33 protein-coding genes and 1 pseudogene are annotated in these 25,033 nt (G+C 63.7%); 24 read left to right on the forward strand and 10 right to left on the reverse strand.

What is annotated here, in order from left to right; all coding sequences use genetic code 11:
* Positions 1-4: 4 nt before the first annotated feature.
* From IPF76_RS08725 to IPF76_RS08740, 4 genes are read left to right on the forward strand one after another with little or no spacing between them, the layout of a single operon-like run.
* Positions 5-247, forward strand: coding sequence for an HPr-rel-A system PqqD family peptide chaperone (locus IPF76_RS08725; protein ID WP_293842554.1), 243 nt, complete (start codon positions 5-7; stop codon positions 245-247).
* Entirely contained in the window at positions 244-1,110 is an 867-nt protein-coding gene (locus IPF76_RS08730) for an HprK-related kinase A (RefSeq protein WP_293842557.1), read from the forward strand. The genes IPF76_RS08725 and IPF76_RS08730 overlap by 4 nt, the downstream gene beginning before the upstream one ends.
* Positions 1,107-1,385: a hypothetical protein gene (locus IPF76_RS08735; RefSeq protein ID WP_293842857.1), complete on the forward strand. Its 279-nt coding sequence runs from the start codon at positions 1,107-1,109 to the stop codon at positions 1,383-1,385. The genes IPF76_RS08730 and IPF76_RS08735 overlap by 4 nt, the downstream gene beginning before the upstream one ends.
* Positions 1,274-2,125 carry a nucleotidyltransferase family protein gene (locus tag IPF76_RS08740; RefSeq protein ID WP_293842833.1) on the forward strand — a complete coding sequence of 284 codons (852 nt, stop codon included), beginning with the start codon at positions 1,274-1,276 and terminating at the stop codon, positions 2,123-2,125. Before IPF76_RS08735 ends, IPF76_RS08740 begins: the two co-directional genes overlap by 112 nt.
* 118 nt (positions 2,126-2,243) lie before the next feature.
* On the opposite strand, the gene IPF76_RS08745 is transcribed toward IPF76_RS08740, so the two are convergent.
* Entirely contained in the window at positions 2,244-2,912 is a 669-nt protein-coding gene (locus IPF76_RS08745) for an HAD-IA family hydrolase (RefSeq protein WP_293842560.1), read from the reverse strand.
* A gap of 59 nt (positions 2,913-2,971) precedes the next feature.
* Between IPF76_RS08745 and glmU the strand changes: the two genes are divergently transcribed.
* The 7 genes and pseudogenes from glmU (at position 2,972) to IPF76_RS08780 (ending at position 8,129) form a co-directional block, all read left to right on the forward strand.
* Positions 2,972-4,333: a bifunctional UDP-N-acetylglucosamine diphosphorylase/glucosamine-1-phosphate N-acetyltransferase GlmU gene (gene glmU / locus IPF76_RS08750; RefSeq protein WP_293842563.1), complete on the forward strand. Its 1,362-nt coding sequence runs from the start codon at positions 2,972-2,974 to the stop codon at positions 4,331-4,333.
* Positions 4,334-4,337: 4 nt separating this feature from the next.
* Positions 4,338-4,877, forward strand: a complete 540-nt coding sequence (locus IPF76_RS08755; protein ID WP_293842566.1) for a GNAT family N-acetyltransferase — start codon at positions 4,338-4,340, stop codon at positions 4,875-4,877.
* Positions 4,874-5,188: a hypothetical protein gene (locus IPF76_RS08760; RefSeq protein WP_293842569.1), complete on the forward strand. Its 315-nt coding sequence runs from the start codon at positions 4,874-4,876 to the stop codon at positions 5,186-5,188. Before IPF76_RS08755 ends, IPF76_RS08760 begins: the two co-directional genes overlap by 4 nt.
* 31 nt (positions 5,189-5,219) lie before the next feature.
* Entirely contained in the window at positions 5,220-5,597 is a 378-nt protein-coding gene (locus IPF76_RS08765; RefSeq protein WP_293842572.1) for a ribbon-helix-helix protein, CopG family, read from the forward strand.
* Entirely contained in the window at positions 5,594-5,974 is a 381-nt protein-coding gene (locus IPF76_RS08770) for a PIN domain-containing protein (RefSeq protein ID WP_293842575.1), read from the forward strand. The genes IPF76_RS08765 and IPF76_RS08770 overlap by 4 nt, the downstream gene beginning before the upstream one ends.
* A gap of 18 nt (positions 5,975-5,992) precedes the next feature.
* Positions 5,993-7,719 (forward strand): annotated as a pseudogene (glmS, locus tag IPF76_RS08775) (glutamine--fructose-6-phosphate transaminase (isomerizing)).
* Positions 7,716-8,129: an aldehyde-activating protein gene (locus tag IPF76_RS08780; RefSeq protein WP_293842578.1), complete on the forward strand. Its 414-nt coding sequence runs from the start codon at positions 7,716-7,718 to the stop codon at positions 8,127-8,129. The pseudogene glmS and the gene IPF76_RS08780 overlap by 4 nt, the downstream one beginning before the upstream one ends.
* Before the next feature lie 8 nt (positions 8,130-8,137).
* Here IPF76_RS08780 and IPF76_RS08785 read toward each other — a convergent pair whose 3' ends face one another.
* Entirely contained in the window at positions 8,138-8,326 is a 189-nt protein-coding gene (locus IPF76_RS08785; protein ID WP_293842581.1) for a hypothetical protein, read from the reverse strand.
* A gap of 59 nt (positions 8,327-8,385) precedes the next feature.
* Between IPF76_RS08785 and IPF76_RS08790 the strand changes: the two genes are divergently transcribed.
* Both IPF76_RS08790 and IPF76_RS08795 read left to right on the forward strand, forming a co-directional pair.
* Positions 8,386-9,057: an HAD family phosphatase gene (locus IPF76_RS08790; protein ID WP_293842584.1), complete on the forward strand. Its 672-nt coding sequence runs from the start codon at positions 8,386-8,388 to the stop codon at positions 9,055-9,057.
* A 277-nt stretch (positions 9,058-9,334) separates the two neighbouring features.
* Positions 9,335-10,204: a dienelactone hydrolase family protein gene (locus tag IPF76_RS08795; protein ID WP_293842587.1), complete on the forward strand. Its 870-nt coding sequence runs from the start codon at positions 9,335-9,337 to the stop codon at positions 10,202-10,204.
* Between the two features lie 5 nt (positions 10,205-10,209).
* Here the strand turns inward: IPF76_RS08795 and IPF76_RS08800 are convergent, their stop codons facing one another.
* The gene (locus IPF76_RS08800) at positions 10,210-11,226 is read right to left on the reverse strand and encodes an aldo/keto reductase (protein WP_293842590.1); all 1,017 of its coding nucleotides are present in this window, start codon (positions 11,224-11,226) and stop codon (positions 10,210-10,212) included.
* A gap of 63 nt (positions 11,227-11,289) precedes the next feature.
* On the reverse strand, positions 11,290-11,904 hold the full coding sequence (locus IPF76_RS08805; RefSeq protein WP_293842593.1) for a LysE family translocator: 615 nt from the start codon (positions 11,902-11,904) through the stop codon (positions 11,290-11,292).
* Positions 11,905-11,953: 49 nt separating this feature from the next.
* Between IPF76_RS08805 and IPF76_RS08810 the strand changes: the two genes are divergently transcribed.
* Both IPF76_RS08810 and IPF76_RS08815 read left to right on the forward strand, forming a co-directional pair.
* Positions 11,954-12,406, forward strand: coding sequence for an Lrp/AsnC family transcriptional regulator (locus tag IPF76_RS08810; protein WP_293842596.1), 453 nt, complete (start codon positions 11,954-11,956; stop codon positions 12,404-12,406).
* Positions 12,407-12,473: 67 nt separating this feature from the next.
* On the forward strand, positions 12,474-13,460 hold the full coding sequence (locus IPF76_RS08815; protein WP_293842599.1) for an LLM class flavin-dependent oxidoreductase: 987 nt from the start codon (positions 12,474-12,476) through the stop codon (positions 13,458-13,460).
* A 7-nt stretch (positions 13,461-13,467) separates the two neighbouring features.
* Here IPF76_RS08815 and IPF76_RS08820 read toward each other — a convergent pair whose 3' ends face one another.
* Positions 13,468-14,373, reverse strand: a complete 906-nt coding sequence (locus tag IPF76_RS08820; protein WP_293842602.1) for a cation diffusion facilitator family transporter — start codon at positions 14,371-14,373, stop codon at positions 13,468-13,470.
* The gene (locus IPF76_RS08825) at positions 14,370-14,825 is read right to left on the reverse strand and encodes a hypothetical protein (RefSeq protein ID WP_293842605.1); all 456 of its coding nucleotides are present in this window, start codon (positions 14,823-14,825) and stop codon (positions 14,370-14,372) included. Before IPF76_RS08825 ends, IPF76_RS08820 begins: the two co-directional genes overlap by 4 nt.
* 128 nt (positions 14,826-14,953) lie before the next feature.
* Between IPF76_RS08825 and IPF76_RS08830 the strand changes: the two genes are divergently transcribed.
* The 6 genes from IPF76_RS08830 to queE all read left to right on the forward strand — a co-directional run bounded on the left by IPF76_RS08830 (position 14,954) and on the right by queE (position 20,037).
* On the forward strand, positions 14,954-16,141 hold the full coding sequence (locus IPF76_RS08830; protein WP_293842608.1) for an aspartate aminotransferase family protein: 1,188 nt from the start codon (positions 14,954-14,956) through the stop codon (positions 16,139-16,141).
* On the forward strand, positions 16,138-17,064 hold the full coding sequence (argF, locus tag IPF76_RS08835) for an ornithine carbamoyltransferase (protein ID WP_293842835.1): 927 nt from the start codon (positions 16,138-16,140) through the stop codon (positions 17,062-17,064). The genes IPF76_RS08830 and argF overlap by 4 nt, the downstream gene beginning before the upstream one ends.
* Before the next feature lie 10 nt (positions 17,065-17,074).
* The gene (locus tag IPF76_RS08840; protein ID WP_293842611.1) at positions 17,075-17,992 is read left to right on the forward strand and encodes an Hsp33 family molecular chaperone HslO; all 918 of its coding nucleotides are present in this window, start codon (positions 17,075-17,077) and stop codon (positions 17,990-17,992) included.
* Between the two features lie 115 nt (positions 17,993-18,107).
* The gene (locus IPF76_RS08845) at positions 18,108-18,512 is read left to right on the forward strand and encodes a hypothetical protein (protein WP_293842613.1); all 405 of its coding nucleotides are present in this window, start codon (positions 18,108-18,110) and stop codon (positions 18,510-18,512) included.
* Between the two features lie 139 nt (positions 18,513-18,651).
* A complete protein-coding gene (gene queC / locus IPF76_RS08850) occupies positions 18,652-19,401 on the forward strand; it encodes a 7-cyano-7-deazaguanine synthase QueC (protein WP_293842616.1) in 750 nt (249 codons plus the stop codon).
* A 3-nt stretch (positions 19,402-19,404) separates the two neighbouring features.
* Positions 19,405-20,037: a 7-carboxy-7-deazaguanine synthase gene (queE, locus tag IPF76_RS08855; protein ID WP_293842619.1), complete on the forward strand. Its 633-nt coding sequence runs from the start codon at positions 19,405-19,407 to the stop codon at positions 20,035-20,037.
* A gap of 3 nt (positions 20,038-20,040) precedes the next feature.
* Here queE and IPF76_RS08860 read toward each other — a convergent pair whose 3' ends face one another.
* Both IPF76_RS08860 and lipB read right to left on the reverse strand, forming a co-directional pair.
* On the reverse strand, positions 20,041-20,382 hold the full coding sequence (locus IPF76_RS08860; protein WP_293842622.1) for a hypothetical protein: 342 nt from the start codon (positions 20,380-20,382) through the stop codon (positions 20,041-20,043).
* Between the two features lie 9 nt (positions 20,383-20,391).
* Positions 20,392-21,045: a lipoyl(octanoyl) transferase LipB gene (lipB, locus tag IPF76_RS08865; RefSeq protein ID WP_293842625.1), complete on the reverse strand. Its 654-nt coding sequence runs from the start codon at positions 21,043-21,045 to the stop codon at positions 20,392-20,394.
* A gap of 133 nt (positions 21,046-21,178) precedes the next feature.
* Here lipB and IPF76_RS08870 point away from each other — a divergent pair, with 133 nt between their 5' ends.
* Both IPF76_RS08870 and IPF76_RS08875 read left to right on the forward strand, forming a co-directional pair.
* Complete coding sequence (locus IPF76_RS08870; RefSeq protein WP_293842628.1) at positions 21,179-21,925, forward strand: glycerophosphoryl diester phosphodiesterase membrane domain-containing protein; 747 nt, start codon at positions 21,179-21,181, stop codon at positions 21,923-21,925.
* 69 nt (positions 21,926-21,994) lie between these two features.
* On the forward strand, positions 21,995-22,867 hold the full coding sequence (locus IPF76_RS08875) for a hypothetical protein (protein ID WP_293842632.1): 873 nt from the start codon (positions 21,995-21,997) through the stop codon (positions 22,865-22,867).
* Between the two features lie 57 nt (positions 22,868-22,924).
* On the opposite strand, the gene hemF is transcribed toward IPF76_RS08875, so the two are convergent.
* Positions 22,925-23,785 (reverse strand): oxygen-dependent coproporphyrinogen oxidase, encoded by an 861-nt coding sequence (gene hemF, locus IPF76_RS08880; protein ID WP_293842635.1) that lies wholly within the window; start codon positions 23,783-23,785, stop codon positions 22,925-22,927.
* On the reverse strand, positions 23,782-24,240 hold the full coding sequence (locus IPF76_RS08885) for a tRNA (cytidine(34)-2'-O)-methyltransferase (protein ID WP_293842837.1): 459 nt from the start codon (positions 24,238-24,240) through the stop codon (positions 23,782-23,784). The genes hemF and IPF76_RS08885 overlap by 4 nt, the downstream gene beginning before the upstream one ends.
* A gap of 222 nt (positions 24,241-24,462) precedes the next feature.
* On the opposite strand from IPF76_RS08885, the gene petA reads away from it, so the two are divergent.
* Positions 24,463-25,020: a ubiquinol-cytochrome c reductase iron-sulfur subunit gene (gene petA / locus IPF76_RS08890; RefSeq protein WP_293842638.1), complete on the forward strand. Its 558-nt coding sequence runs from the start codon at positions 24,463-24,465 to the stop codon at positions 25,018-25,020.
* Positions 25,021-25,033 lie beyond the last annotated feature (13 nt).

Consider the following 25,033-nt stretch of genomic DNA (forward strand, 5'->3'; position numbering starts at 1 on the left):
TGCTTTGCGCATCGAGCCGCTGGGCGAATTGACCGCGATTTTTGATCGCCGATCGATGCAGACGCACCTGGTGGTATCGCCGATGCCTGAAATCCTGCACGCGATGGGTGCGGATGATTGCGATGCGGCGACGGTCGCGGTGCGGCTCGCCGAGAGCTTCGACTTCGGCGGCGCGGAGGAGGTGCAGCCGATCCTGGCCGAGCGGCTAAGCGAACTGGCGGCGATGGGGCTGGTGGCGCGCGCGTGAGGCACAGCATTCGCATCGCGGTCGGCCCGGTGCAGTTTCGCATCGGCAGCGACTGGCCTGAGCCGATTGCGGCGTTGGCGCGATTGTACGCGGGCTATCCACACGACGAGGCGCGCCCCGCGGACGCCACCGTGCGGCTTTTCGCGGCGCGGCCTTGGCGACGCTGGATGCGCCCGTCAGTCCATATCGGCGGCGACTTCGTCGTTCCCGACGCGCTGCCGCTGCCGCTGTCTATGGGGCTGCTCGCCGCCGAGATGGGAATGAATTTGCAGGTCGCGCTGGGCTGGCGGCGGCACATGCTGCTCCACGCCAGCGCTGTCGCGCGGGGCGGCCGCGCGCTGATCATGTCGGGCGAATCGGGATCGGGGAAATCGACGCTCGCGGCGCTGCTCGGGGAGGCCGACTGGCGGCTGATGGGCGACGAGTTCACCCTGATCGATCCGGTGAGCGGCGACGCGCTGGCCTTTCCGCGCGCGGTCAGCCTGAAGAATGAAGCCATCGCCCCGGTCGCGGCGCAGGTCGATGCCGCGCGGCTGGGGCTGCTGATGGCGGGCACGCCCAAGGGCGATATTCGCCACCTGATCCCCCGGCCCGAAGCCATCGCCGCGATGCACGAACCCGCGCGCCCCGCGCTGCTGCTGTTCCCGCGCTTTGGAGGCGAAGCGGCGATCGAGCCGATGGGCGAGGGCGAGGCATTCGTGCGGCTGACCGAGGCGTCGACCAACTATGTCGCACTGGGCGAGGTGGGGTATGCCGCGCTGACGCGCTTCGTCCGCGAGACCCCCGCCTTTGGCATTTCCTACCCCGACAGTGCGACCGGAATCGCGCTGGTCGAACAATTATGGGCGGGCGCCGCGAAATGAGCGCGGTGCAGATCTTCGTCGACCTGCTGGCGGGCCGCCGCAATCCGGCCAGGCTGGCACCGCGCGACTGGGATGGCGTGATCGGCGTGGCGCGCAGCGAGGCGATGCTGGCAACGCTCGCGCACCGGGTGGAGGGGCCGATCTGCCACCGACGGTCGCCGCGCTGTTCGCCGATCAGCGCGCCGCGGCGGCAGTCGCGCAGCAACAGGCGCTGTGGGAGGCCGAGATGGCGCGGCGCGCGTTTGCGCCCGTCGGGATCGAGTTCGTGCTGCTGAAGGGCGCCGCCTATGCCGCCGCGGGCATGGCCTGCGCGGCGGGACGGCAGATCGGCGACCTCGACATTCTGGTGCTCGCGACGGACATCCGCCGTGCCGAGAACGCTTTGCTCAATGCCGGGTGGGAATGGGTGAAGTCCGACCCCTATGACGATTTCTATTACCGCGAACATATGCACGAGCTGCCGCCGCTGATCCACAAGTCGCGCGACCGAATGATCGACGTGCATCACACAATCCTGCCGCTCACGCATCGAATTACCCCCGACGCCTTGGCGCTGGTCAGCGACGCGGTGACAGGCGCGGGCGGCTTTGCGGTGCTGAATTCCGTCGACATGGCGTGCCACTGCGCCGCGCATATGCTCGCCGATGGTGATTTGCAGGGCGGGCTGCGCAATCTGTGGGATTTTCATCTGATGACGCGCGATTTTGCAGCGACTGATCCGGCGTTTTGGGAGCAGCTCAAGCGGCGTGCGCGATTGCATGGATTGCAGGGTGCGGTGCAGCGTGCGGCGCGGCTGTCGCGTGACGTGTACGGCGCAGCGCTACCCGAAGAGTGGGACGGACAGGGTGGAAAGGACCGTTGGTTCCGCCAGCGCTTGTTCGCCCGCGACGATTGGGGCCGAGTGACGCAGCCGCTTCTTGAGCAAGGCTTCTACATTCGTTCGCACTGGCTGCGGATGCCGCCGAAGATGCTGGCGCAGCATTTGTGGACCAAATGGCGGAAGAACCGGATTTAGACCCCCCCAAAAAAACCGCTTGTCCGGAGCTTATCGAAGGACCGTACGCTTTCTCAACCGTCGCGAAGAGAAGGACAGCCCTTCGACAAGCTCAGGGCGCACGGGAGGTGAGATGGGTTCACAGTCGTTCGAGCAGCGGGATAAGCTGGTCGAAATGGCCGATGACATGGTCCGCACCAAGCGCGTCGGCAGGCCGATCAAGAAAGCCGAAACTGACCGCTACACTGGTCACCCCGGCGCTTTTTGCCGCCATCACATCATAAATGCTGTCGCCGACAAATGCCGCACGCCCACCACAGCAGCGCTCAACCATCGCATGGATCGGCGCGGGGGAGGGCTTGGAGTTGCCCGGCCCGAGCGTATCGCCGCCGATGATCGTCGCCATCCGGTCGGCCAGCCCGAACTCGCCGAGCAGCTTGCGCGCCATGTCCTCGCGCTTGTTGGTGACCACTGCGGTGCGCACGCCCAGCGCGCCGAGCCGGTCGAGCGCGGCGATCAGGCCTGGAAAGGGGCGGCTGTGGATCGCGATATTCGCTTCGTAAAAGCGCAGCAGTTCGCGGTAAAGCCGCTCGAAATCGCCGCCGGGGATGCCACCGGTCGCGGCGAACCCCTGTTCGAGCATATGCCGCGCCCCCAGCCCGATCATCGGCCGCACCGCGGCCTCGGTCAGCGGCGCGCGCGCGGCGAGACCGAGCGCGTGGTTGACCGCGGCAGCCAGGTCGCCCGCGGTATCGACCAGCGTGCCGTCGAGGTCGAAGCCGACGATCGCGAAAGGAAATCCGTTCATCGGCTGCGCATGGCGGCTCGCTCTGGAAACCGCAATGATTTGCTGGCATGGCAGCGCGCATGAGCAATCCGATCGCCGCCATCGTCCTCGCCGCGGGCAAGGGCACCCGTATGAAGTCCGCCCTGCACAAGGTGCTGCACCCGATCGCCGGACGGCCGATGCTGCTGCATTTGATGGCGAGCGTCGATGAACTTAGCCCGGAGAAGAAGGTCGTGATCGTCGGTGATAAGGCCGACCAGCTCGCAGCGGCCCTCGCGGGCAGCGCCGACCTTGCGGTGCAGGAGCCGCAGCTCGGTACTGGCCATGCGGTGCAGCAGGGCGAGGGTGCGCTGGCGGGTTTCGACGGGGATGTGCTGATCCTCTATGGCGACGTGCCCTTCGTTCCCGCCGCGACGATGCAGGCGATGATCGACCGGCTGAACGCCCCTGACGCCCCGGCCGTCGTGGTCCTCGCGTTCGAGCCCGAAGATGCGCAGCAATATGGCCGCGTCATCACCGCCAAAGATTCCGAGGGGGGCGACCGCGTCACCAGGATGGTCGAGCACAAGGACGCCACCGACGCCGAGCGCGCGGTGCGCCTTTGCAATTCGGGATTGATGGCCGCGAAGTCGGCCGATCTGTTCGCGCTGCTCGCGCGCGTTACCGACGACAATGCGGCGAAGGAATATTATCTCGTCGATATTGTCAATATCGCCAATGCCGATGGGCGGCATTGTGCGGTGGTGGTCACCGACCCCTATGACGTCGCCGGAATCAACAGCCGCGGCGAGCTCGCCGCGATGGAGAGTGAATGGCAGGCGCGGCGGCGCATTCAGGCAATGGCGGACGGGGCCAGCCTGATTGCGCCCGACACGGTGTGGTTCGCCTGGGATACGCAGCTGGGCCGCGACGTGCTGGTCGAACCCAACGTGTTTTTCGGCCCCGGCGTAACGGTGGCCGACAATGTGAAAATCCGCGCCAATTGCCATATCGAGGGTGCAGCAATCGCGGCCGGCTGCGAGGTCGGCCCCTTCGCGCGTCTGCGCCCCGGCACTGTGCTGGGCGAGAAAGCGAAGATCGGCAATTTCGTCGAGACGAAAAAGGCGGTGCTGGGCAAGGGCGCAAAGGCGAACCACCTGACCTATCTGGGCGACGTCACCGTTGGCGCGGGGGCGAATATCGGCGCGGGGACGATCACCTGCAACTACGACGGTTATTTCAAATATCAGACGGTGATCGGCGAAAATGCCTTCATTGGCAGCAACAGCGCGCTGATCGCCCCCGTCACCATCGGCCGCGATGCGATCGTCGCTGCGGGCAGCGCCGTCTCGCGCGATGTCGCCGCGGGCGACCTGCGCATGGTTCGCGCCGAGCAGCTGATCAAACCCGGCTGGGCCGATCGCTTCCACGACACGATGCGCAAGAAGAAAGCGGGTAAGTAAGGACATGCCCGCGCCGACACTGACGACATCGCGGCTCGTGCTGCGCCAGATTCGCGCGTCCGACGCCGCCGCGCTGTTCCCCGTCCTGTCCGATCCCCAAGTGATGACATGGTGGTCGAGCGGCCCGCATCAGTCGCTTGCCGAGACCGCGGACTATGTCGCATCGAACGCGGCCGAAGGGCAGGGCTTTGCCTGTTGGGCGATTACCCTGCACGACGACGTGGCGATCGGGTGGGTGATCCTGATCGATGGCAAGCCCGATGTGAAAGAAATCGGCTACATCCTGCACCGCGATCATTGGCGGGGCGGGATCGCGCGCGAAGCGGTGGCGCGCGTCATCGACTATGGCTTTGTCCTGCTGAAACTACGCCGCATCTTTGCCGACACCGATCCCGACAACCTCGGATCGATCGCGCTGCTCGAACGTCTTGGCTTTCAATATGAAGGCCGGCTGCGCGGTGAGTGGGAAACGCATATGGGCGTGCGCGACTCGCTGATCTTTGGCTTGCTGCGCGACGAATGGATAATGGAGAAGAAGCCGTGACCGATCGCTACACTGACAAGCCGTTCTTGCGCTTCGTCGATGCCTGGGTGCTGAAGGCAATCGGGCATCTGGATCCCGCGACGGAAACCTATTGCAAAGCGATGGTGCCGCAGCTCGAACAGAGTTTCGGTTTGAAGGGCAGCTGGGAACAAATCGTCGAGCAGCAGATGAAATTCGGCCCCGAACTGCCCGCGCAGATCCGCAAGATCTGGACCGACGGCCAGGCGCGGTTCGAGGCGGGCAACGGCATGGCGGCCGATCCGGTGCAATTCGCCTATCTGTTCGTAGACAAGAACCTACAAAAAGCTTGACATGATATCATGATATGATATCAGTATATCAATGACCCGCATTCTTGCCGATCTGCCCGATGAAGACATCCAATGGCTCGACCAGCTTGCTGCTGAGCAGGGGAAGTCGCGGGCGGCGGTGCTTCGCGATGCCGTTACGGACTATCGGGCGCAGTCACAAGCGTCGCAGCGCAAGGACTGGCTCGATATTGGCTTTGGGGCGTGGAAGGAGCGCGTTGATATCGGTGATTCGGTAGAGTGGCAGCGGCGCGAACGCGCTGCCTCGACCCGCCCGTGGGATGATGACTACGAGGATGTCAAAGCGGAATTTCCGGACCTGTTCGACGCGGAGGATGATCGTCAGCGGCAGATCCATCTTGATATGCTGGCAGGAAAATATTCCGACCCTAAAAAGCCCGCTTCTCAGTGAGCGGTTTTAGCTTTGATTCCAATATCATCATTGATGCGCTGGCAGGATTCGCTCCGGCACGCGCAGAAATCGATCGCGCCACCGATTTCGGTTCGCGCGCGTGGATCAGCCGCGTCGTGTGGATCGAAGTGATGTCCAAGGGCGAGGGCGACGGTCTGCGGCGCGCCGAAACGCTTCTTTCCGGCTTCAGCGTGGATGAAGTCGATGCCGAAATCGGTCGACGCGCTGCTGCCTTGCGGCGCGAACGCGGTCGGCTCAAGGCGGTGGACGCCATCGTCCTTGCCACTGCGCTCACCCGCGGGCGCGTTCTGATTACCCGCAATACAAAGGATTTCCCGCCCAATATGCCGGGCATCCGTGTCCCCTATATTCTCTAAGACGAAAGCCAGACCCACATGTGCGGAATTATCGGAATTATCGGCAAGGACCAGGTCGCCGATCGCCTCGTCGATGGGCTGAAGCGGATGGAATATCGCGGCTATGACAGCGCGGGCGTGTGCACCGTGCAGGATGGCCAGCTGATCCGCCGCCGCGCCGAGGGCAAACTCGCGAATCTGGTCAGGGAACTCGCGGGTAACCCCGCGCCCGGAACCGTCGGCATTGCGCATACGCGCTGGGCAACGCACGGCGCGCCCACGACGAGCAACGCACACCCGCATGCGACGGGCGAGGTCGCGCTGGTCCACAACGGGATCATCGAGAACTTCAAGCCGCTGCGCGAAGCGTTGCAGGCGCGCGGCCGCAGCTTCGAGAGCGAAACCGACACCGAGGTCGTCGCGCATCTCGTCTCCGAACAGGTCGAGGCGGGCTTGTCGCCGCAGGATGCGGTCATGGCCGTGCTGCCGCAGCTGCGGGGGGCTTTCGCGCTCGCCATCGCCTTTCGTCAGCATCCCGATCTGCTCATCGGCGCCCGCCTGGGCTCGCCGCTGGTCGTGGGCTATGGCGAGGGCGAAACCTATCTCGGCAGCGACGCACTCGCGCTCGCCCCTCTGACGCAGAAGATCGCCTATCTCGACGAAGGCGACTGGGTGGTGATCACCCGCGATGGCGCACAGATCTACGACAGCACCAACAATCTGGTGACACGCGAGATCACCACCAGCGGCGTCACCGCCGCAGCGGTCGAAAAGGGCAATTACCGCCACTTCATGCAGAAGGAGATCTTCGAGCAGCCGACCGTGGTTGCGCAGACGCTCTCCTCCTACATCCGCCCGCTCGAACAGACCGTCGCGCTGCCGCAGATGGACTTCGACCTGAGCGCGATCGACCGTATCACCATCGTCGCCTGCGGCACCAGCTTCTACGCCGGCATGGTCGCCAAATATTGGTTCGAGACCTTCGCGCGTGTGCCGGTCGACATCGATGTCGCGAGCGAGTTTCGCTATCGCGACCCCGTGCTCCAGCCCGGCGGGTTGGCGCTCTTCATTTCGCAGTCGGGCGAGACCGCCGACACGCTCGCCGCGCTGCGCCACTCGAAATCGGCGTTGCCTCGACCAAGGCGTTCACCTGTCAGCTCGCGGTGCTCGCCGCGCTCGCGGCGCATCTTGCGCTCAAAAAGGGCAAGCTCAGCGCCGACGAGGAGCATGAGATCGTCAAACATCTGATAGAAGCCCCCGCCGCGCTCAACGCGGCGCTGAGTCACGACGACGACATCGGCGCGATGGCGCACCTGATCGCCCCCGCGCGCGACGTGCTCTACCTGGGGCGCGGCCCCGACTATCCGCTGGCGATGGAAGGCGCGCTCAAGCTCAAGGAAATCTCGTACATCCACGCCGAAGGCTATGCGTCGGGCGAAATGAAGCACGGTCCGATCGCGTTGATCGATGAATCGGTCCCGGTCATCGTCCTCGCGCCCAGCGGCCCGCTGTTCGAAAAGACCGTCAGCAACATGCACGAAGTAATGGCGCGCGGCGGCAAGGTCGTGCTGATTTCGGACGCCGACGGCATTGCCGAAGCCGGCGACGGCTGCATGGCGACGATCGAAATGCCCAAGGTCCACCCGCTGATCGCGCCGCTGGTCTATGCGGTGCCGGTGCAGCTGCTCGCCTATCATGTCGCGGTGGCGAAGGGCACCGATGTGGATCAGCCACGGAACTTGGCGAAGTCGGTGACGGTGGAATGAGCTGGAATGCCACCTGCCACTGCGAAGCGGTCTCTGTGCGGCTTGCCAAGGCGCCGGACGAGATTGCCGAATGCAATTGCTCGCTTTGCTTCTCGCATGGCATCCTCTGGGCCTATTATTCGCCGCGCGATGTCGTGATCGAGGGTGCGACGCGGACCTATAATCGCGTCGATCGCGAAAACCCCAATTCGGACCTGCATTTCTGCGCGACCTGCGGCTGCGTGACGCACTGGTCGGCGACCGACGGGCTCAATGAGCGGATGGGCGGCGAGCTCGATATGATGGGCGTCAATATGCGGCTGTTCGATCCTGCGCAGCTCAGCGGCTTGAAGGTCAGCTTTCCCGATGGACGCGGCTGGTCTGGCGAGGGGGAGTGGGGCTTCGTCCGTGAAGCCGCGGTATTACCCTGATCGGGCGCTCACTCCACGGCATTCGCCTGCGCCAAGATCGACGCCGCGATTTCGTCGATCTTGCCGGCGACCAGCAGCGGGGCGCCGCCGACCATGCCGACCTGGGTCTGGCCATTTTCATAGTCGCGGAGCCAGGCGACATTTTCGGCGACGACCAGATAATTGCCGCCGCGCGAGTTTAGGGTAATGAATTTCATCTTGCTGTCTCCTGACGCCGCCGCCTCTAGGCACCAATTATGAAGATTGTCGCATTCGCATGAGCTTCGCCGCGATCATTTTCGATTTTGACGGCGTGATCGCCGACAGCGAGGTGCGCGCGAACCAGTCGCTCGCCGAAAGCCTGACCGCGGTCGGGATGCCGTCGACCTACGACGAGTGTCTGCGCGATTATTATGGCCATAACTGGCAGGACACGCAGCGGCGGATCGAGGCGCGGTTCGGGCGGGCGCTGCCCGCCGATTTTCGCGAGCGGCATCGCGAGCGCGCGCGAGGCCGCTTCATGGATGGGTTCAACGCCGTCCCCGGCGCCGCCGATTTCCTCGCGACGCTGGGGCCGCTGCCGCGCGCAATCGCGTCATCCAGTCGCGGCGAATATATCGACTGGGCGCTGGGACTGTTCGGGCTCGGGCATCATTTCGGCGATCATGTTTACAGCGCTGACGGGTGGGATCGGGGCAAGCCGTTTCCTGACATCTATCTTGCTGCCGCCAAGGGGCTGGGGGCCGATCCGGCGCTATGTCTGGCGATCGAGGATTCGCCGACGGGGGCGCAGGCGGCCTTGGCGGCAGGCATGACGGTGGTTGGCTTTTGCGGCGCGGGGCATATCGTCGATCGCGCGGCACATGGAGACGCGCTGCGCGGGGTAGGGGTGCATCATGTGGCGCTGGCGTTCGACGAGATTGAAGTTCTGACGAGCGCGGAAGGATGATCCTTCCTGTCGCGTAGCAATGAGGAGATGGCAGCGCGGAGCGCTGGCGACGGGGCTACGGAGCCACGTTGTCGCGCCTCCACCACCCTTCGGGCGGTCCCCCTCCACACCGCTGCGCGGCAAGGAGGATTCGAACTGCAAAAACTGCTGTCCTACAAAGTCTGGCTCGATTAGCCTCGCATCCTGTTCGAGCCCGAGCCCGGGTCGACATATGAAATTGCGAGTGAAGTTGCGCAGTTTTCTGCGACTTTGCCCAAGACGCCCCAAGGAGCGAGCCATGTGCACCGAAGACACCGAAGCCGATCTGGACCGCGCAGGGATGTCGGTTGACCGCCGCAGCTTTGCCGCGCTGGCGGGAGTCGGCGCGCTGATCGCGGCGCTGCCGGCGCGGGCGATGGCGGGTCAACCTGTCAAAGGTCGTGACGTCGAGATTACAACCGCCGCTGGCATCTGCGACGCCTATTTCGTCGCTCCGACAAGCCGCAAGCATCCGGGGGTGCTGATCTGGCCCGACATTCGCGGGTTGCGCCCCGCCTTTCGTCAGATGGCCGACCGTCTGGCTGGCGAAGGCTATGCGGTGCTGTGCGTCAATCCCTTTTACCGCTGGCAGAAATCGCCGGTCGTCGATGCCGCTAATGACTGGAGCAATCCGGCGGTGCGTGAAAAACTGTTCGGTTATCTGAAACAGCTGACCAAGCCCGTTGTCGAAACCGATGCCGCGGCGCATCTCGCGTTCCTCGATGTGCAGAAAGAGGTCGACAAGACACGCAAGCTCGCCACCACCGGTTACTGCATGGGCGGCCCGATGACGATCTACACCGCGGCGTTGAAGCCCAATCGGGTCGGAGCGGCAGCGAGCTTCCACGGCGGCGGGGTCGGTACCGACAAGCCCGAGAGCCCGCACCTGCTGATCGCCGGCACTCGCGCGGGGTATTTGTTCGCGATCGCCGACAACGACGACAAGGAAGCGCCGAACGAAAAGGTCTTGCTGAAAGCGGTGCTGGAACCGCGCAAGCAGTGGCACGAGGTCGAGGTCTATGAAGGCGCCATGCACGGTTGGTGCCCGCCCGATGGCAGAGCCTACAATGAGGCCGCGGCGGAGAAAGCGTGGGGGCGGATGCTGGCGTTGTTCAAGGCGAGTTTATAGGCGGCTCATCCCATCGGGTAGAGGATGTCCTTGCTGACCTTGTGCAGCGCCTTCATCACATCGTCGCTCAGTACCAGATCCATCGCATCTAGGATCGGCTGGACCTGATCATCGGCGCTGACCCCGACGATCGTCGACGCGACGAAGTCATGCTGTTTCGACCAGGCGGTCGCCATCGTGACCGGGTTGAGTCCGTGTTCGTCCGCGATTTGCAGATAGCGCGCGGTCGCGGCGAGGCTCTTTTCGTTGACGAAACGGCGGCCCATAGCGGCCTGCCGCCCCTCCATCGCAAGATAGCGCGAGAAGCGCGCGCCTTCGGGCGTCGCGCCGCCCTGATATTTGCCGGAGAGCACGCCCCCGGCGAGCGGCGAATAGGGGATCAGGCTCACGCCTTCCTGTCGGCAAATTTGCGCCAGTTCGTCTTCGAAGCGGCGGTTGTTGAGGCTGAAATTATTCTGGATCGTGTGATAACGCGCGACGCCAAGTTTCTCCGACGCGGCGAGCGATTTCATCAGCCCCCAGCTCGTCTCGTTCGAGCAGCCGAGGATACGCACCTTGCCGATACGGACGAGTTCATCGAGCGCGTCCATCATCTCGTCATAGGGCGCGTCATGATCGGGCCAGTGCGTCTGGTAAAGGTCGATATAGTCGCTCTGCAGCCGCGTCAGGCTGTCGCCCACGGCCTGCATGATATTCCTGCGGTCGAGCGCGGTCATCCCGCTCCGGCACGGCGACTTGAACCACACATGGCTCGGCCCCGACACCTTGGTCGCGAGAATGATCGCGTCGCGCGGCTTGGTCTTCAGCCAGCGGCCGACGATCTCTTCGGTGCGGCCGACCCATTTGAGGTCGGGCGGCACTGGATAGCCTTCGGCGGTATCGTAGAAGTTGATCCCCGCGTCGAAACAGCGGTCGAGGATGCGGAATGCTGCGGCCTCGTCGGTCTGGCTGCCGAAGGTCATCGTCCCCATGCAGATGTCGGACACATGGATGGCGCTCTTGCCCAGACGGCGACTTTGCATGGCTGTTTTCTCCGGTCAGAAGAGGGGAGAGCCGTCTTTAGGTTGCGGGATGCAACCTTGCAATCAGATCAGCAGGGCAAGCGATCCGATAAGCAGCGCCGCCATCGTCCAATTGAACGCCTTGAGCCGCGCCGGGCTCGACAACCAGCCGCGCAGCACCTGACCCATCACCGCCCACAGGCTGGTCGACGGCAGGTTGATGATGCCGAAGACGATCACGACAAGCAGCACGGCGCCGAAATTGCGGTTGGGGGCATAAAGGGCGATCGCGGTCAGCGCCATCGACCAGGCCTTGGGATTGACCCACTGGAACAGCATGGCCTGCAAGAAAGTCATCGGCTTGCCGCGCGCGCCAGTTTCGGTATCGGGCGCCGCGGCGTTGGCGATCTTCCACGCGAGCCAGAGCAGGTAGAGGACGCTCACGACTTTGAGCACGGTGCCCAGCACCGGGAACAGATCGAACAATCCCATCAGCCCGACGCCAACGAGTATGATCATCAGCGTGAAGCCAAATCCGACCCCCAGCGCATGTGGAATGGTGCGGCGGAGCCCGAAATTGGCGCCCGACGCCATCAGCATCATATTGTTCGGCCCCGGCGTGATCGACGAGACAAGCGCGAAGGCGGAGAGCGCGACGAGGGTGGTTTGTTCCATGTCGCGCAACATAATGCGTTTCACCGCGCTATACATTGCAAAGATCGGCAGTAATCGGGTAAAACTGCAATCTGTGACCAAGATTGATGCCATAGGCCGCAAGATATTGCAGGAACTGTCTCGCGAGGGGCGAATCTCCAATCTCGAACTCGCCGAGCGCGTCGGGCTGTCGCCGTCGGCGTGCCTGCGCCGCGTACAGGAACTGGAGCGCAGCGGGGTGATCGCCGGCTACCGCGCGCGGATCGATCCGGCAAAGCTCGGGCTGACCTTCCTCGCCTATGTCACCGTCGGCCTGTCGTCGCACACCAAAAAGGCGCAGGCCGATTTCGAGGCGGCGATGGCAGACGCGCCCGAGGTGCGCGAATGCCACAATATCACCGGCGCGATCGAATATCTGCTGCGCATCGAAACCGCAGATCTTGCGGCGTACAAGCATTTCCACACCGAGGTGCTCGGCGTGCTGCCGCAGGTGCATTCGATCACCACCTATGTGCTGATGGACTCGCCGAAAGACGAGCGGGCATAGTTTTTCTTCGCGCGCCTCGCGAAGCGGTGAGCTTGAACCGCGCCGCGCCCGACCGCATATCGGTTTCATGACAAAACTCTCTTTCCTCGATCTTGTGCCCGTGACCGACACCGGTTCAATCGCAGAGTCGCTCGCCAACGCCGCCGATCTCGCCCGCCATGCCGAGGCGCTGGGCTATGGACGCTATTGGGTGGCCGAGCATCACGGGATGACGGGGATCGCAAGCGCCGCGACCGCGGTCGTACTCGCGCATCTTGGCCACGCGACCAAGAGCATCCGCATCGGCTCGGCGGGCATCATGCTACCCAACCACGCCCCGATGGTGATCGCCGAGCAGTTCGGCACCCTCGAGGCGCTGTTCCCCGGCCGGATCGACCTCGGGCTCGGGCGTGCGCCGGGATCGGACCAGCGCGTCGCACGCGCGCTGCGCCGCACGCTCGCCAGCGACGAACGCCAGTTTCCGCAGGATGTGCTCGAGCTGCAGGCCTTTCTGGCGGGTGATGAGCAGCTTGGCATTACCGCCGTGCCGGGGGCGGGTACGCATATTCCGCTGTGGATATTGGGATCCAGCACCTTCGGCGCGCAGCTTGCCGCGATGCTGGGGTTGCCCTACGCCTTTGCCAGCCACTTCGCGCCCGACGTGCTCGACGAAGCGCTCGATATCTACCGCCGCCAGTTTAAGCCGTCGGCGCAGCTCGCTGCGCCTTATGCGGCTGCGGCGTTCAACGCCTTCGCCGCCGACACGCGCGAAGAAGCCGAACGGCTCGCCTCGTCGCAGCAGCAGGCGTTCGTCGCGCTCCGCACCGGCAATCCGGGCAAGATGCAGCCGCCGCTTGTCGGCTATAAGGACAGCCTGCCGCCGAACGCACGCGCGATTCTCGACCATGTCCTGCAATGCTCGGCGGTTGGTACGACCGATGACATTGCGGCGGGGCTGCGGGCCTTTGTTGCGCGGACCGGCGTCGATGAGGTGGTGATCGCGTCGTCGATGTACGACCATGACGCGCGCAAACATTCGCTGGCGCTGACGATGGCGGCGGCGAAGGCGGTCTGAAAGCCCGCTATTGCGGTCGGAAAGTCAGGCTAGCCAGTCGCCAGGCCAGCGTCTTGCCCATAAGCTCTGCTGCGGTCGGGATAACACTCGGCGCTGCGCGATCGACTTCGGCGACAATATAGCGGCCCGTCTCGCGCAGCCGGATCTCGACGTCACCAAATCGCGCTCTGAGTGCGGCAGTTAGGTGTTCGCCGTCCTCGGAAAGGGCGTTGGAATCGAGCGTGCGCGGGGTGCCGTCGAGCAGCTCGGCAACAGCTTTTTCCAATGCTCCGATCGCGTCCTTGATGATCGACAGCGAAATGAACAGCGCCGCGGCAGCATCGGCCCACCACCAGCCCAGACCGATACCGATGATCCCGCCGATCCCGGCAAGCCCGGTCTGCCAGTCGGCCTTCTGCATCAGTGCGTCGGTATGGAGCACCTTGTCGCGGATGCGGGTCGCGATCGGGTGTTTCAAATGGCCGAGAATCATCGGCGGCACGACCGAATAGGCCAGCGCGGCAATCATCAGCCAGCCGAGCCAGATCGTGTGGCCGAATAGTGTGACGCCGCCGACCGTCGGATGCTCTTGCCGCACCAGCGTCGTGACGCTTTCATAAGCGAGGAAGCCGCCGACCGACAGCAACGCCGTGGCGGCGACCAGAAAGGCGAGGCTATTCGCACGGCGGTAGCCAAATGGAAAGCGTGGATCGGGTTGCTTGCGTTCCCAATGGGTCGACAGCAAGAAGACGATTGCAGGGACCAGGCTGAGCACATCTTCGATCACCGCGGCCTTCATGGCCTGGCTGCTGCCCATGACCAGCCCCATCACGAGAACGACGCTCGCCATCCAGCCGAGCGTCCACCATTCGAGCCGTTCGCCATGGCGGACGTCGTCGGCAATTGCGGTAGGAATCCCTCCGTGGAGGCTCATTTTGTCATCTCGGCGATTGAACGGTCGGTTGCGAGGATGAACGCATTTTCGCCATTGCGCCGGGCGATGCGGAGAACGGGCTGCTTGGCATCATCGGGTTCGCTGCGGCCGACGGGTTTGGAAAGCGCGACCTCGACCTGCCATGGTGACGCTTTGGCGAAATGGCCGACGACGGCATCGAGCTTGCCTTCTTCCAGCCAGCGCAGTGCATGTTCGCCATGCGCTGACACGCGCGTAAGCCGCGCGTCATGGCGTTTCGCATAGTCGCCGAGCAGGGCGAGGGCGGTCGCGGCATCGGGCGTTGCCGGCATCACCACGATTCGCATCTCACCGCTGCGCGCCATCCGTTCGGTCGTTTCCGAAGCATCACGCGGCAGGCTGTCGCAACCGGCGAGCGCGAGGAGGGCAAACGGAAGGGGCCAAAGCTGCTGCTTCACACACCGCAAACGCAAGCGCCATGGCTTGGTTGCGCCGCGCGGCGCTGTGTTGACGCACCTCGCGCTGCGGCAGTATAGGGGCGGCCCGACCAAGGGCGGCCCATCGGGGTCGCCTTTTTACTTTTGCCTGAAAGGTGCCTGCCATGTCGATCACGCCGCTGATGCCCGTTTATCCCCGGTGCGGTGTGCGTCCTGTGCGCGGCGAAGGCGCTTATCTGATCGGCGAGCGCGGCGAACGCTATCTGGACTTCGCGAGCGGCATCGCGGTCAATCTGCTCGGCCATGGTCACCCACATCTGACAAAGGCGATTCAGGATCAGGCCGCGACGCTGATGCATGTGTCGAACCTGTATGGCAGCCCGCAGGGCGAGGCTTATGCCGCACGGCTGGTCGAGAACACCTTTGCCGATACCGTCTTCCTCACCAATTCGGGCGCCGAAGCGGTCGAGTGCGCGATCAAGACGGCGCGCGCCTATCATTCGAGCGCGGGCAATCCCGAAAAGCACAATCTGATCACCTTCAACAACGCGTTCCACGGCCGCACGCTCGGGACGATTTCGGCGACCAATCAGGAGAAGCTGCGCAAGGGTTTCGATCCCCTGCTTCCAGGCTTTGCCTATGCGCCTTTCGATGATCTCAACGCCGCGCTCGATCTGGTCGACGACAATACGGCGGGCTTCCTGATCGAACCGATCCAGGGCGAAGGCGGCATCCGTCCGGCCTCGCAGCCGTTCCTGCAGGGGCTGCGCGACATCTGTAACGACCGCGATCTGATGCTTGTGTTCGACGAGGTCCAGTGCGGCGTAGCGCGTACCGGTTCGCTGTACGCGTATCAGGAATTCGGCGTCACCCCGGACATCATGGCGAGCGCCAAGGGCATTGGTGGCGGCTTTCCGATGGGCGCGTGCCTCGCGACCGAGAAAGCGGCGCGCGGCATGGTCATCGGTACACATGGGTCGACCTATGGCGGCAACCCGCTCGCCTGCGCCGCGGGGCAGGCGGTGCTTGATGTCGTCCTCGAAGAAGGCTTTCTTGATCAGGTCAAGGCGACCGGCGAGCGTCTGCGCGGCGCGCTCGAACAGCTGATCCCGAACCACGACCATCTGTTCGAAAGCGTGCGTGGCATGGGGCTGATGCTGGGCGTCAAGATGAAGAGCGACAGCCGTGCTTTCGTCGCGCATCTGCGTGACAATCACGGTCTGCTGACGGTGGCTGCCGGCGACAATGTGATCCGCATCCTGCCGCCGCTCAACATCGAACAGAGCCATATCGACGAGTGCATCGAAAAATTGTCAGCGGGCGCGGCGAGCTACACGCCGCCCGAATCCTGATGCCCAATTTCCTGAACCTGTCCGACGCGGGGGGCGATGCCGTTGCGGCGATGATCGCCGATGCGATCGACCGGAAGGCGGCACGCGGGGGTTGGCCAAAGGCGAAACCCGACGCCGATGCCCCGCTCGCCGATCATGTGCTGGCGATGATATTCGAAAAAAATTCGACGCGCACCCGCGCGTCGTTCGACATCGCGATCCGCCAGCTCGGCGGCGTGCCGATGATCCTCGACGCGGGTACGACCCAGCTTGGTCGAGGCGAAACGATCGCCGACACGGCGCGCGTGCTGTCGCGCTATGCCGATGCGATCATGATCCGTACCGACGATCACGCCAAGATCGAGGAGCTGGCCCACTATGCGAGCGTCCCGGTGATCAACGGCCTGACTGACCTGTCGCATCCGTGCCAGATCGTCGCTGACCTGTTGACGATCGTCGAGCAGGGCAAGACGCTCCCGGGGCTTGAGCTGGCCTGGCTCGGCGATGGCAATAATGTGCTGTCGTCGCTGATCGAGGCGGCGGGGCTGTTCGGTTTCCACGTCCGTGCCGGTTGCCCGCAAGGCTATGAACCCGATGCGAACTTTGTCGAAGCCGCGCGCGCCAAAGGCGTTCGCATCGACATCATGGCCGACGCTCGCAAAGCGGTCGCGGGCGCCGATCTGGTCGTCACCGACACCTGGGTGTCGATGGGGCAGGATCATGCCCACAACAAGGTTGCGGCGATGGCACCGTTTCAGGTCGACGAACGGTTGATGGCGGGTGCCAAGGGCGACGCGATCTTCCTCCATTGCCTGCCCGCGCACCGCGGCGATGAGGTCGTCGATGCAGTGATCGACGGGTCGCAGTCCCGCGTCTGGGACGAAGCCGAAAACCGCGTTCATGCGCAGAAATCGATCCTGCTTTGGGCGCTGGGCAAGCTGTGAGTTTGAAATCGTGAGCGACGAGATTATCGAGACCTGGTTCGACCAGCCGTTGTCGTTTACCATTGCGGCGCGTCATGTGCGCGGGCGGCTGGTGCGGCTGGGGCCGACGCTGAACACGATTATCGCGGCGCATAACTATCCGCCGGTGGCCGAGAAGCTGCTCGGCGAGGCGCTGGTGCTGACCGTGCTGCTCGGCTCGACCCTCAAGGACGAGAATGGCCAGATGACGCTGCAGGCACAGACCGGCGGCGGGCCGATCGAACTGCTGGTGTGCGACTATCGCGGCGGCGAGCTGCGCGGTTACTTGAAATTCGACGCCGAGCGGCTGGCTGCGGTCGGTCCCGATCCGACGTTGTTCGCGTTGTTCGGCGAGGGTTTCCTCGCGATCACCTTTGACCAAGCGACGACCGCCGAACGCTATCAGGGCATTGTCCCGCTCGAGGGCGCGTCCATCGGCGAGGCGGCCGAACATTATTTCGAGCAGTCCGAGCAGATTTCGAGCCTGATCCGGCTCGCCGCGCGGCACGACGCCGAGGCGGGCTGCGTCGCCGGCGGCTTGCTGCTCCAGCATCTGCCCGAGGGTGAGGTCGGGCGTGACCGCCTGCACGTTCGCCACGACACGCCCGAATGGGACCATGCGCGCATGATTGCGGTAACGCTGAAGCCCGAGGAACTCACCGACCCGGCGCATTCGCTGGAAACGCTGGCGTGGCGGCTGTTCCATGAGGATGAGGTGCGGGTCGAGCCGGGTGTGATGGTGTCGCGCGGTTGCCGTTGTAGCACCGACTATTTTGCTGGTGTGCTCGCGCAGTTTCCGGAAACCGAACGGGTCGATATGGCCGACGCAAGCGGGCAGATTGTGGTCGATTGCGCCTTTTGTTCGCGAATTTTCCCCATCTCGCTGGGCGAGATTTCCGCTCCGAACTGACGACGAAACGGTCTCGTTTAGCGCCAAGCGGTTGAATTTGCCGCGCGCGATTGTTATCTTTATCGAAACGGGGTCGCGTATCAGCCCAATATGGGCGCCCGATGGATAGGTAAATATGGCGATCGCTGCTCCCTTGTTTCGATGTTTGCTTGGCGCGTGCGCGCTCGCCGGCGCCACTGCGGTGCCGGCGCAGGCGCCGTCACTGGCAATGCTCGACGGGCTTGAAAAAGGCATCTGGCAGCTGCGCGAGCGTGGCAGCGATGCGGTGTTGCAGACGGTGTGTGTCGGCGACGCGCGGCGTATGATCCAGATCCAGCATCCGCGAGCCAATTGCTCGCGCTACATTATCGAGGACACCCCAAAATCGGTAACGGTGCATTACACCTGTCCCGGCGCAGGGCATGGCCGCACCAGTATTCGCAGCGAGACGAACCGGCTGGTCCAGATCGACACGCAGGGCATTGCCGACGGCAAGCCTTTTTCACAGGCGATCGAGGCACGCCGCGCGGGCCCGTGCTGAAACGCGCTACGCGGCTAACCAATTGTTAACCATCTCGCGCTAGTTCGGAGGGGTGACACGCTGATGTGTGTCCTTCTCCCTAACGGCTTTCATGCCGCACTGGGCCGTGTGACGAACGTCGCGCGGCCCATTTCTTTTGGTGCGGCGCAGCAAGGCGCCTCTTGCGCCGCTATTCGAGCGGGCGTATCGGGCGCCGATGCACGATGTTGCCGGAAAAACCCTGATCGTCCTGTTGTCGGGCGGGCTCGATTCGATGGTGTGCGCGGGGCTGGCGCGCGAAGCGGGCGCGCGGATCGTCGCGCTGACGATCGATTATAACCAGCGCCACCGTGTCGAGCTGGAATCCGCAGCGCGGATCGCCGCCACTGTCGGCGCGGCCGAACATATCGTCCTGCCGCTCGACCTGCGCCGTTTTGGCGGCTCGGCACTGACCGCCGACATCGACGTGCCGAAGGACGGGGTCGGCAGCGACGTGCCGGTGACTTATGTCCCGGCGCGCAACCTGATCTTCCTGTCGCTGACGCTGGGGCTGGCGGAAGCGCGGCGCGCGCAGGACATTGTTATTGGTGTCAACGCGCTCGATTATTCAGGCTATCCCGATTGCCGCCCCGATTTCATCGCCGGGTTCGAAGATCTGGCGCGGCTCGCGACGCGCGATGGCGACCAGGGCGTCGATTTTCGCATCCACGCTCCGCTCCAGCATATGACCAAGGCGGACATCGCCGCCGAGGCGGCGCGGCTGGGGATGGACGCGGGGATGAGCTGGTCATGCTATGACCCGACACCCGATGGATTGCACTGCGGATATTGCGACAGCTGCCGTTTGCGGAGCAAGGGTTTCGCTGACGCCGGCCTGACCGATCCGACGCGCTATGCGGTCGGCTCCTGACCGGTGACCTACGCCGTCAAAGAGATTTTCCTCACCCTGCAAGGCGAGGGCGCGCAGGCGGGGCGCCGCGCGGTGTTCTGCCGCTTTGCCGGCTGCAATTTGTGGACGGGGCGCGAACAGGATCGCGTCAAGGCAATCTGCAAATTTTGCGACACCGATTTTGTCGGCACCGACGGGACGCTTGGCGGCAAATATGCGGATGCCGCGGCGCTTGCGGCGGTGATCGCCGAATGCTGGGGGCAGGACGGCGACGATCGCTATGTCGTGCTGACCGGAGGTGAACCGATGTTGCAGGTCGATGCAGCCTTGATCGACGCGCTCCATGCGCAGGGCTTTTCCATCGCGATCGAGTCCAACGGGACGTTGGCGGTGCCGCGTAGCATCGATTGGATCTGCGTCAGCCCTAAGGCGGGCAGCGAGCTGGTCCAGGTGAGCGGTGACGAGTTGAAGCTGGTCTGGCCGCAGCCGGGCAGCGATGTCGATCGGCTCGCGTCGCTCGAATTTACACACCGGCTGGTGCAGCCGCTCGACGATCCGAACGCCGGCGCTAATGTGCAGCAGTGCATCGATTTGGTGATGGCCGATCCGCGCTGGCGACTATCGCTCCAGACGCACAAAAGTCTGGGGCTGCGTTAGGCCTCAGTCGGCTTTCTTCGCCGCGCTGTCGGTGGTGATCGCCTTTTTCGCGGCGGGGGCGGGGACGGCGTCAGGGTTTTCTTCCTCTACGGCGTCGGCCGCTGCCTCGTCCGGACTATCGGACTGCGACTTTGCCGTATCTTTCTTCGTCCCATCGTCGGGAACGCTGTTATCGACAGCGGTGCCATCGACGCTGGCGTTGTCGAGGATGATCATCGAATCGCTGACCGATCCCGGCTGCACTTCGACCGCATCGAGCTTGGTCGTCGATTTTCCCGCCGGATCGCCGCTACCGCAGGCGGCAAGAACGAGGAGCGGGAGCGAAGCGAGAAGATTGCGGGTCATGCGCCGTTCCTAATCGCTCGGCGGCAGCTTGTCGAGAAAGGCGGTCAAGGTGCTGGCAAGCGCGGCATCGACATCGGCGAAGGATGCGGGTCTGCCGAGCGCGGCGAGGCTGGTGACGGGGAATTCGGCGATACCGCATGGCACGATCCCGCCGAAATGGGTGAGGTCCGGCGCGACGTTGAGCGAAAAGCCGTGGAGCGTGATCCAGCGCTTCACCCGTACCCCGATCGCGCCGATCTTGGCCTCGCGGCCGTTCTGATCGTCGGTCCAGATGCCGATGCGACCCTCGGCACGCCGCGCCTCGACCCCGAGCAGCGCCAGCGCGTCGATCACCCAGCCTTCGAGTGCCGACACATAAGCGCGCACATCGCGCCCACGCTGCGTCAGGTCGAGCTGGACATATCCGACGCGCTGACCGGGACCGTGGTAAGTATAACGCCCGCCGCGGCCCGCATCAAAAACAGGAAAACGCGGATCGAGCAGTTCAGCCGGATCGGTGCTGGTGCCTGCCGTGTAAAGTGGCGGATGTTCGAGCAGCCAGATGCGTTCACGGCCTTCCCCGGCATGGATCGCGGCTGCGCGAGTGTCCATATCGGCCAGCGCCGCGGCATAGTCGGTCAGGCCGGGGGAGACGATCCATTCGGGGGGTGGCAGGCGGTTCATTGCGCGGGCTTCCTGCCTTGCCGCGCCGCGCCGCGCAAGGCTCTGTGCGCGGGTCGTTGACAGGGGTGGACAGATGCGCCGAACAGCGGCACCTTCGCGGATAATCGGGACATCAGAAAATGACGGGGTATCAATGGTAAAATTCGACATGGGCGCGGCGTGGGACGACAGCGTCCAGTTGCTGAAATCGCACACCGCTTTGATCGGTACGATCGCCGGGGTGTTTTTTTTCCTGCCCGCGCTTGCGGTGGCCTGGTTCGGCCCGGTGCCGATCGAACCGCCCGCGGGTGCGAGCGTAGAACAGTCGATGGCGGCGCTTCAGCAGACATTCCGGCAGATGATTCCGGGCCAGATCATCGTGGCGCTGGCTACCATCGTCGGATCGGCGGCGATTCTGCGGCTCTGGCTGGCGCGGAGCGGGATCAGCGTTGGCGAGGCGCTGACCTTTGGGCTGATGTTCTTTCCGACCCTGTTCGCAGTGCAATTGCTGTCGGGTCTGGCGATCGGCGTGGGGCTGATCCTGCTGATCATTCCCGGCCTCTATCTTGTCGGGCGTTTGACGCTCGCGGCACCGAGCGTCGCGGATCGCAGCCTGTATAATCCCTTCGAAGCGCTGAAAACCAGCTGGGAATTGACGCGGAACAATGGCTGGGCGATCTTTTTCTTCCTGTTTCTTGTGACCATCGTGATCTTTATCGCGGCAATGATTGTCGGACTGGTGGTCGGATTGGTCGCCGGGACCGACGATGGGATTGGCCGGATGCTGGGCGGTGTTATCGAGGCCGGTTTCGGCGCGCTTGGTAGCCTGGTGTCGGTCGCCATCTCGGCGGCAGCGTATCGCCAGCTCGCTACACCAACGATGCCCGATGTGTTTCAGTGATCGGCATTGCCGCGTCAGATTTAGGATAACCGATTTGGGGAATGGGGTTTAACAACAGGGGGAAGTGACATGATAAAGATGAGCATAGGAGCGGCCTTTTCGGAAACCTTTGCGTTTCTGAAGGCCAATTGGATGCAGATGCTGTTGTGGGTTGGCGGCGCCTTGGTCGTCGTCGGGTTGCTTGGCTTTCTGTTCCTTGGTTCGACTTTTACCGCGATGGCGATGTCACCCGGCGATCCGTCGGCGGCGTTCGGCGCGCTCGGAAAGATTTTCCTGTTTGCCCTGATCGCCTCGGTCATTCTTTACGGTGTCTGCATGCTGATCTGGCGGGGCGGAATGCATCCCGGCGAGGCCCCCAATTTCGCCTGGGCGTTTCAGGCCGGTCCGGCCTTTGCTTTCGGTATGTTTGTCGTGATGATCGCGGCGTACATCGTGATCATTGTGATCATGCTGATCCTTGGCCTGATCTTTGGGGCTGCACTGGGCGGCATGGGGTCGATGTCACCCGATGCACTGGCTTCGGGCGCGATCGGCGGCGGCGCGATTTTTGTGATGGTCATCCTCTATATCGCCGTGCTGGTGCTGATGCTGTGGGTGCAGGCGCGCTTTTCGGTGGCGGGCCCGGTGATGGCCGATCGCCTGACGCGCAATCCGGTCACCGGCTTCGCCGAATCTTGGCGGATCACCGGGGCGTCGCAGTGGAAGATTGTCGGGTTCTACCTGCTCTTCACGCTGGCGTTGTTCGCCTATATTTTCGTCGCCAGCATGATCTTTGGTGGCATCCTCGGCGCGATCCTTGGTGGTTCGGCGGTCGGCGCGGTCGTGACGATGATCGTGATGGCGGCGGTCGTCTATCTGCCGATCATGATGTTTTCATTCTCGATGCCAGTGGGCATCTACCGTGCGATTGCGCCGCGCGCGTCGGGAGACGTTTTCGCCTGATCGCGTAAATTAAGACCGAATGAGGGCGCTCCGGAAACGGGGCGCCCTCAATCTGTCTCAGCTCCATTTGGCGAGCGGCGGCAGACTCATCAGGATCGCGTCGATGTTGCCGCCGGTCTTGAGCCCGAACAGGGTGCCGCGGTCATAAACCAGGTTGAATTCGGCATAGCGGCCGCGCCAGATCAACTGCTCCTCGCGGTCGGCTTCGGTGAAGGGCTGGTTCATCCGGCGCCGCACGATTTGCGGAAAGACGTCGAGGAACGCCTCGCCGACCGCCTGAGTCAGCTGAAAATTGCGATCGAACTCGGCATCGTCTCCGCACTCGAGGTGATCATAGAAAATGCCGCCAACGCCGCGGTGGACGCCGCGGTGGGGGATATAGAAATAATCCTCGGCCCATTTGGCATAGCGTTCATAAACGTCGGGACCAAAGGGCGTGCAGGCGGCGCGGAGCCGCGCGTGGAACGCGTCGGTGTCCTCCTGATAGGGAATCGGCGGATTGAGATCTGCGCCGCCGCCGAACCAGCGCTTGGTCGTGACCAGGAAGCGCGTGTTCATATGCACCGCCGGGACATGCGGGTTCGCCATATGCGCAACGAGGCTGATGCCGGTGGCGAAAAAGCTGGGGTCTTCGCCGGCGCCGTGGATCGATGCGGCAAAATCGGGTGCGAACTGGCCGCCGACGGTCGAGACATTCACGCCGACCTTTTCGAATATTTTGCCGGTCATCACCCCGCGGACGCCGCCGCCGCCCTCGCCGACGACCAGCCCCTCGGCCTCGCGGTCCCACGGCGTATAAGCAAAGCGCGCGTCGCTGCCGGCCTCGACCTCGATCGCTTCGAATTCGGCGCAAATGCGGTCGCGCAGCGATTCGAACCAGCTACGCGATTTCTGTTGTTGCGGATCGAGCGAGATCATGCCGGAAAGCCTTTCGTTTGCCTGAGCGCCTCGGCGAGCGCGATGCCAGCCGCGACCGCGACATTCAAGGAGCGAAAGCCGGCCTGCATCGGAATTGCGACCCGCGCCGCTACGGCATCATGGACAGAAGGTGGCACCCCCGAGGATTCGGCGCCGAGCAGCAGGACGTCTTCGGGCGCAAAGGCGAAGTCGGGCAGGGGCGTCGCGCCCGCTGTGGTCAGCAGGACGAGTCTCTGCTCAGCCGCTATGCTCCAGTCGCGAAAGCTGTTCCAGTCGGCGTGCCGACGGACATTGGCGCGCACCGCATAGTCCATCCCGGCACGTTTCAGCGCGCCGTCGGAGAAGGGAAAACCGCACGGCTCGATAATATGCGCGGCTACGCCGAAACAGGCGGCGGTACGCAGCGTCGTGCCGACGTTGCCGGCGATATCCGGCTGAAACAGGGCGATTTCCATCATATCGCCATAGCGAGGAGCGGGGCGGGAATCGAGGGGCTTTGCTCCTGTGTGAGGACCGGGTGCCAGAAGCGGAAATTGCCTGTTGGCAAGCTCCGGATGTGCGGCTATCAGGCCCGCAATTCCCGGAGGGGCCGCCGGGGCGCGTCCTTTCGTGTGCGCGCTGCAGGGCGACCCGACTTTCCGAGAACTTTGTCAGTTCACCCATGCAAGGGCAGTCGAATGGCCAGTGAATCCGAACTCAATGCCGGCATCGAAGATGGCGTGCGGCGCCGCGACTTTATCAATATTGCGGCCGTGAGTTTTGCCGGGGTTGGCGCGGTGGCGGTGGTGCTGCCGCTCGTTAACCAGATGAATCCGTCGGCCGACGTTCTCGCGCTGTCGACGACCGAAATCGACATTTCGGCGATCCAGCCCGGCCAGGCGATCAAGACGAGCTGGCGCAAGCAGCCGGTGTTTGTTCGCAATCTGGTGGCAAAGGAAATCGCCGAGGCCAAAGCCGTGCCGCTTGGTGATCTGCGCGACCCGGAAACGATCGACCAGCGCACCAAGGCCGGCAAGGAAAACTGGCTGATCACGCTGGGCGTCTGCACCCATTTGGGCTGCGTTCCCCTCGGCGCCGCCGAGGGTGAGAGCCGCGGCGATTTTGGCGGCTATTTCTGCCCATGCCACGGTTCGCATTACGACACCGCGGCGCGCATCCGCAAAGGGCCGGCACCCAAGAATCTGGTCGTGCCGCCCTATGAATTCACCAGCGACACCGTCGTGACGATCGGCTGAGGAGCGAGATAAG

Origin of the sequence: Sphingopyxis sp. (assembly GCF_016704835.1) — a bacterium.
Lineage (GTDB): Bacteria > Pseudomonadota > Alphaproteobacteria > Sphingomonadales > Sphingomonadaceae > Sphingopyxis.

Bases quoted from the DNA above. Each gene is read 5' to 3' on its own strand.
- glmU (WP_293842563.1), top strand. From the start codon at position 2,972: ATGAGCAATCCGATCGCCGCCATCGTCCTCGCCGCGGGCAAGGGCACC.
- IPF76_RS08885 (WP_293842837.1), bottom strand. From the start codon at position 24,240: ATGGAAATCGCCCTGTTTCAGCCGGATATCGCCGGCAACGTCGGCACG.
- IPF76_RS08845 (WP_293842613.1), top strand. From the start codon at position 18,108: ATGGCGATCGCTGCTCCCTTGTTTCGATGTTTGCTTGGCGCGTGCGCG.
- IPF76_RS08765 (WP_293842572.1), top strand. From the start codon at position 5,220: ATGACCCGCATTCTTGCCGATCTGCCCGATGAAGACATCCAATGGCTC.
- IPF76_RS08755 (WP_293842566.1), top strand. From the start codon at position 4,338: ATGCCCGCGCCGACACTGACGACATCGCGGCTCGTGCTGCGCCAGATT.
- IPF76_RS08830 (WP_293842608.1), top strand. From the start codon at position 14,954: ATGTCGATCACGCCGCTGATGCCCGTTTATCCCCGGTGCGGTGTGCGT.
- petA (WP_293842638.1), top strand. From the start codon at position 24,463: ATGGCCAGTGAATCCGAACTCAATGCCGGCATCGAAGATGGCGTGCGG.
- IPF76_RS08795 (WP_293842587.1), top strand. From the start codon at position 9,335: ATGTGCACCGAAGACACCGAAGCCGATCTGGACCGCGCAGGGATGTCG.
- hemF (WP_293842635.1), bottom strand. From the start codon at position 23,785: ATGATCTCGCTCGATCCGCAACAACAGAAATCGCGTAGCTGGTTCGAA.
- IPF76_RS08780 (WP_293842578.1), top strand. From the start codon at position 7,716: ATGAGCTGGAATGCCACCTGCCACTGCGAAGCGGTCTCTGTGCGGCTT.
- IPF76_RS08785 (WP_293842581.1), bottom strand. From the start codon at position 8,326: ATGAAATTCATTACCCTAAACTCGCGCGGCGGCAATTATCTGGTCGTC.
- IPF76_RS08820 (WP_293842602.1), bottom strand. From the start codon at position 14,373: ATGAGCCTCCACGGAGGGATTCCTACCGCAATTGCCGACGACGTCCGC.
- IPF76_RS08790 (WP_293842584.1), top strand. From the start codon at position 8,386: ATGAGCTTCGCCGCGATCATTTTCGATTTTGACGGCGTGATCGCCGAC.
- IPF76_RS08860 (WP_293842622.1), bottom strand. From the start codon at position 20,382: ATGACCCGCAATCTTCTCGCTTCGCTCCCGCTCCTCGTTCTTGCCGCC.
- IPF76_RS08875 (WP_293842632.1), top strand. From the start codon at position 21,995: ATGATAAAGATGAGCATAGGAGCGGCCTTTTCGGAAACCTTTGCGTTT.
- IPF76_RS08745 (WP_293842560.1), bottom strand. From the start codon at position 2,912: ATGAACGGATTTCCTTTCGCGATCGTCGGCTTCGACCTCGACGGCACG.
- IPF76_RS08815 (WP_293842599.1), top strand. From the start codon at position 12,474: ATGACAAAACTCTCTTTCCTCGATCTTGTGCCCGTGACCGACACCGGT.
- lipB (WP_293842625.1), bottom strand. From the start codon at position 21,045: ATGAACCGCCTGCCACCCCCCGAATGGATCGTCTCCCCCGGCCTGACC.
- IPF76_RS08870 (WP_293842628.1), top strand. From the start codon at position 21,179: ATGGTAAAATTCGACATGGGCGCGGCGTGGGACGACAGCGTCCAGTTG.
- IPF76_RS08800 (WP_293842590.1), bottom strand. From the start codon at position 11,226: ATGCAAAGTCGCCGTCTGGGCAAGAGCGCCATCCATGTGTCCGACATC.
- IPF76_RS08735 (WP_293842857.1), top strand. From the start codon at position 1,107: ATGAGCGCGGTGCAGATCTTCGTCGACCTGCTGGCGGGCCGCCGCAAT.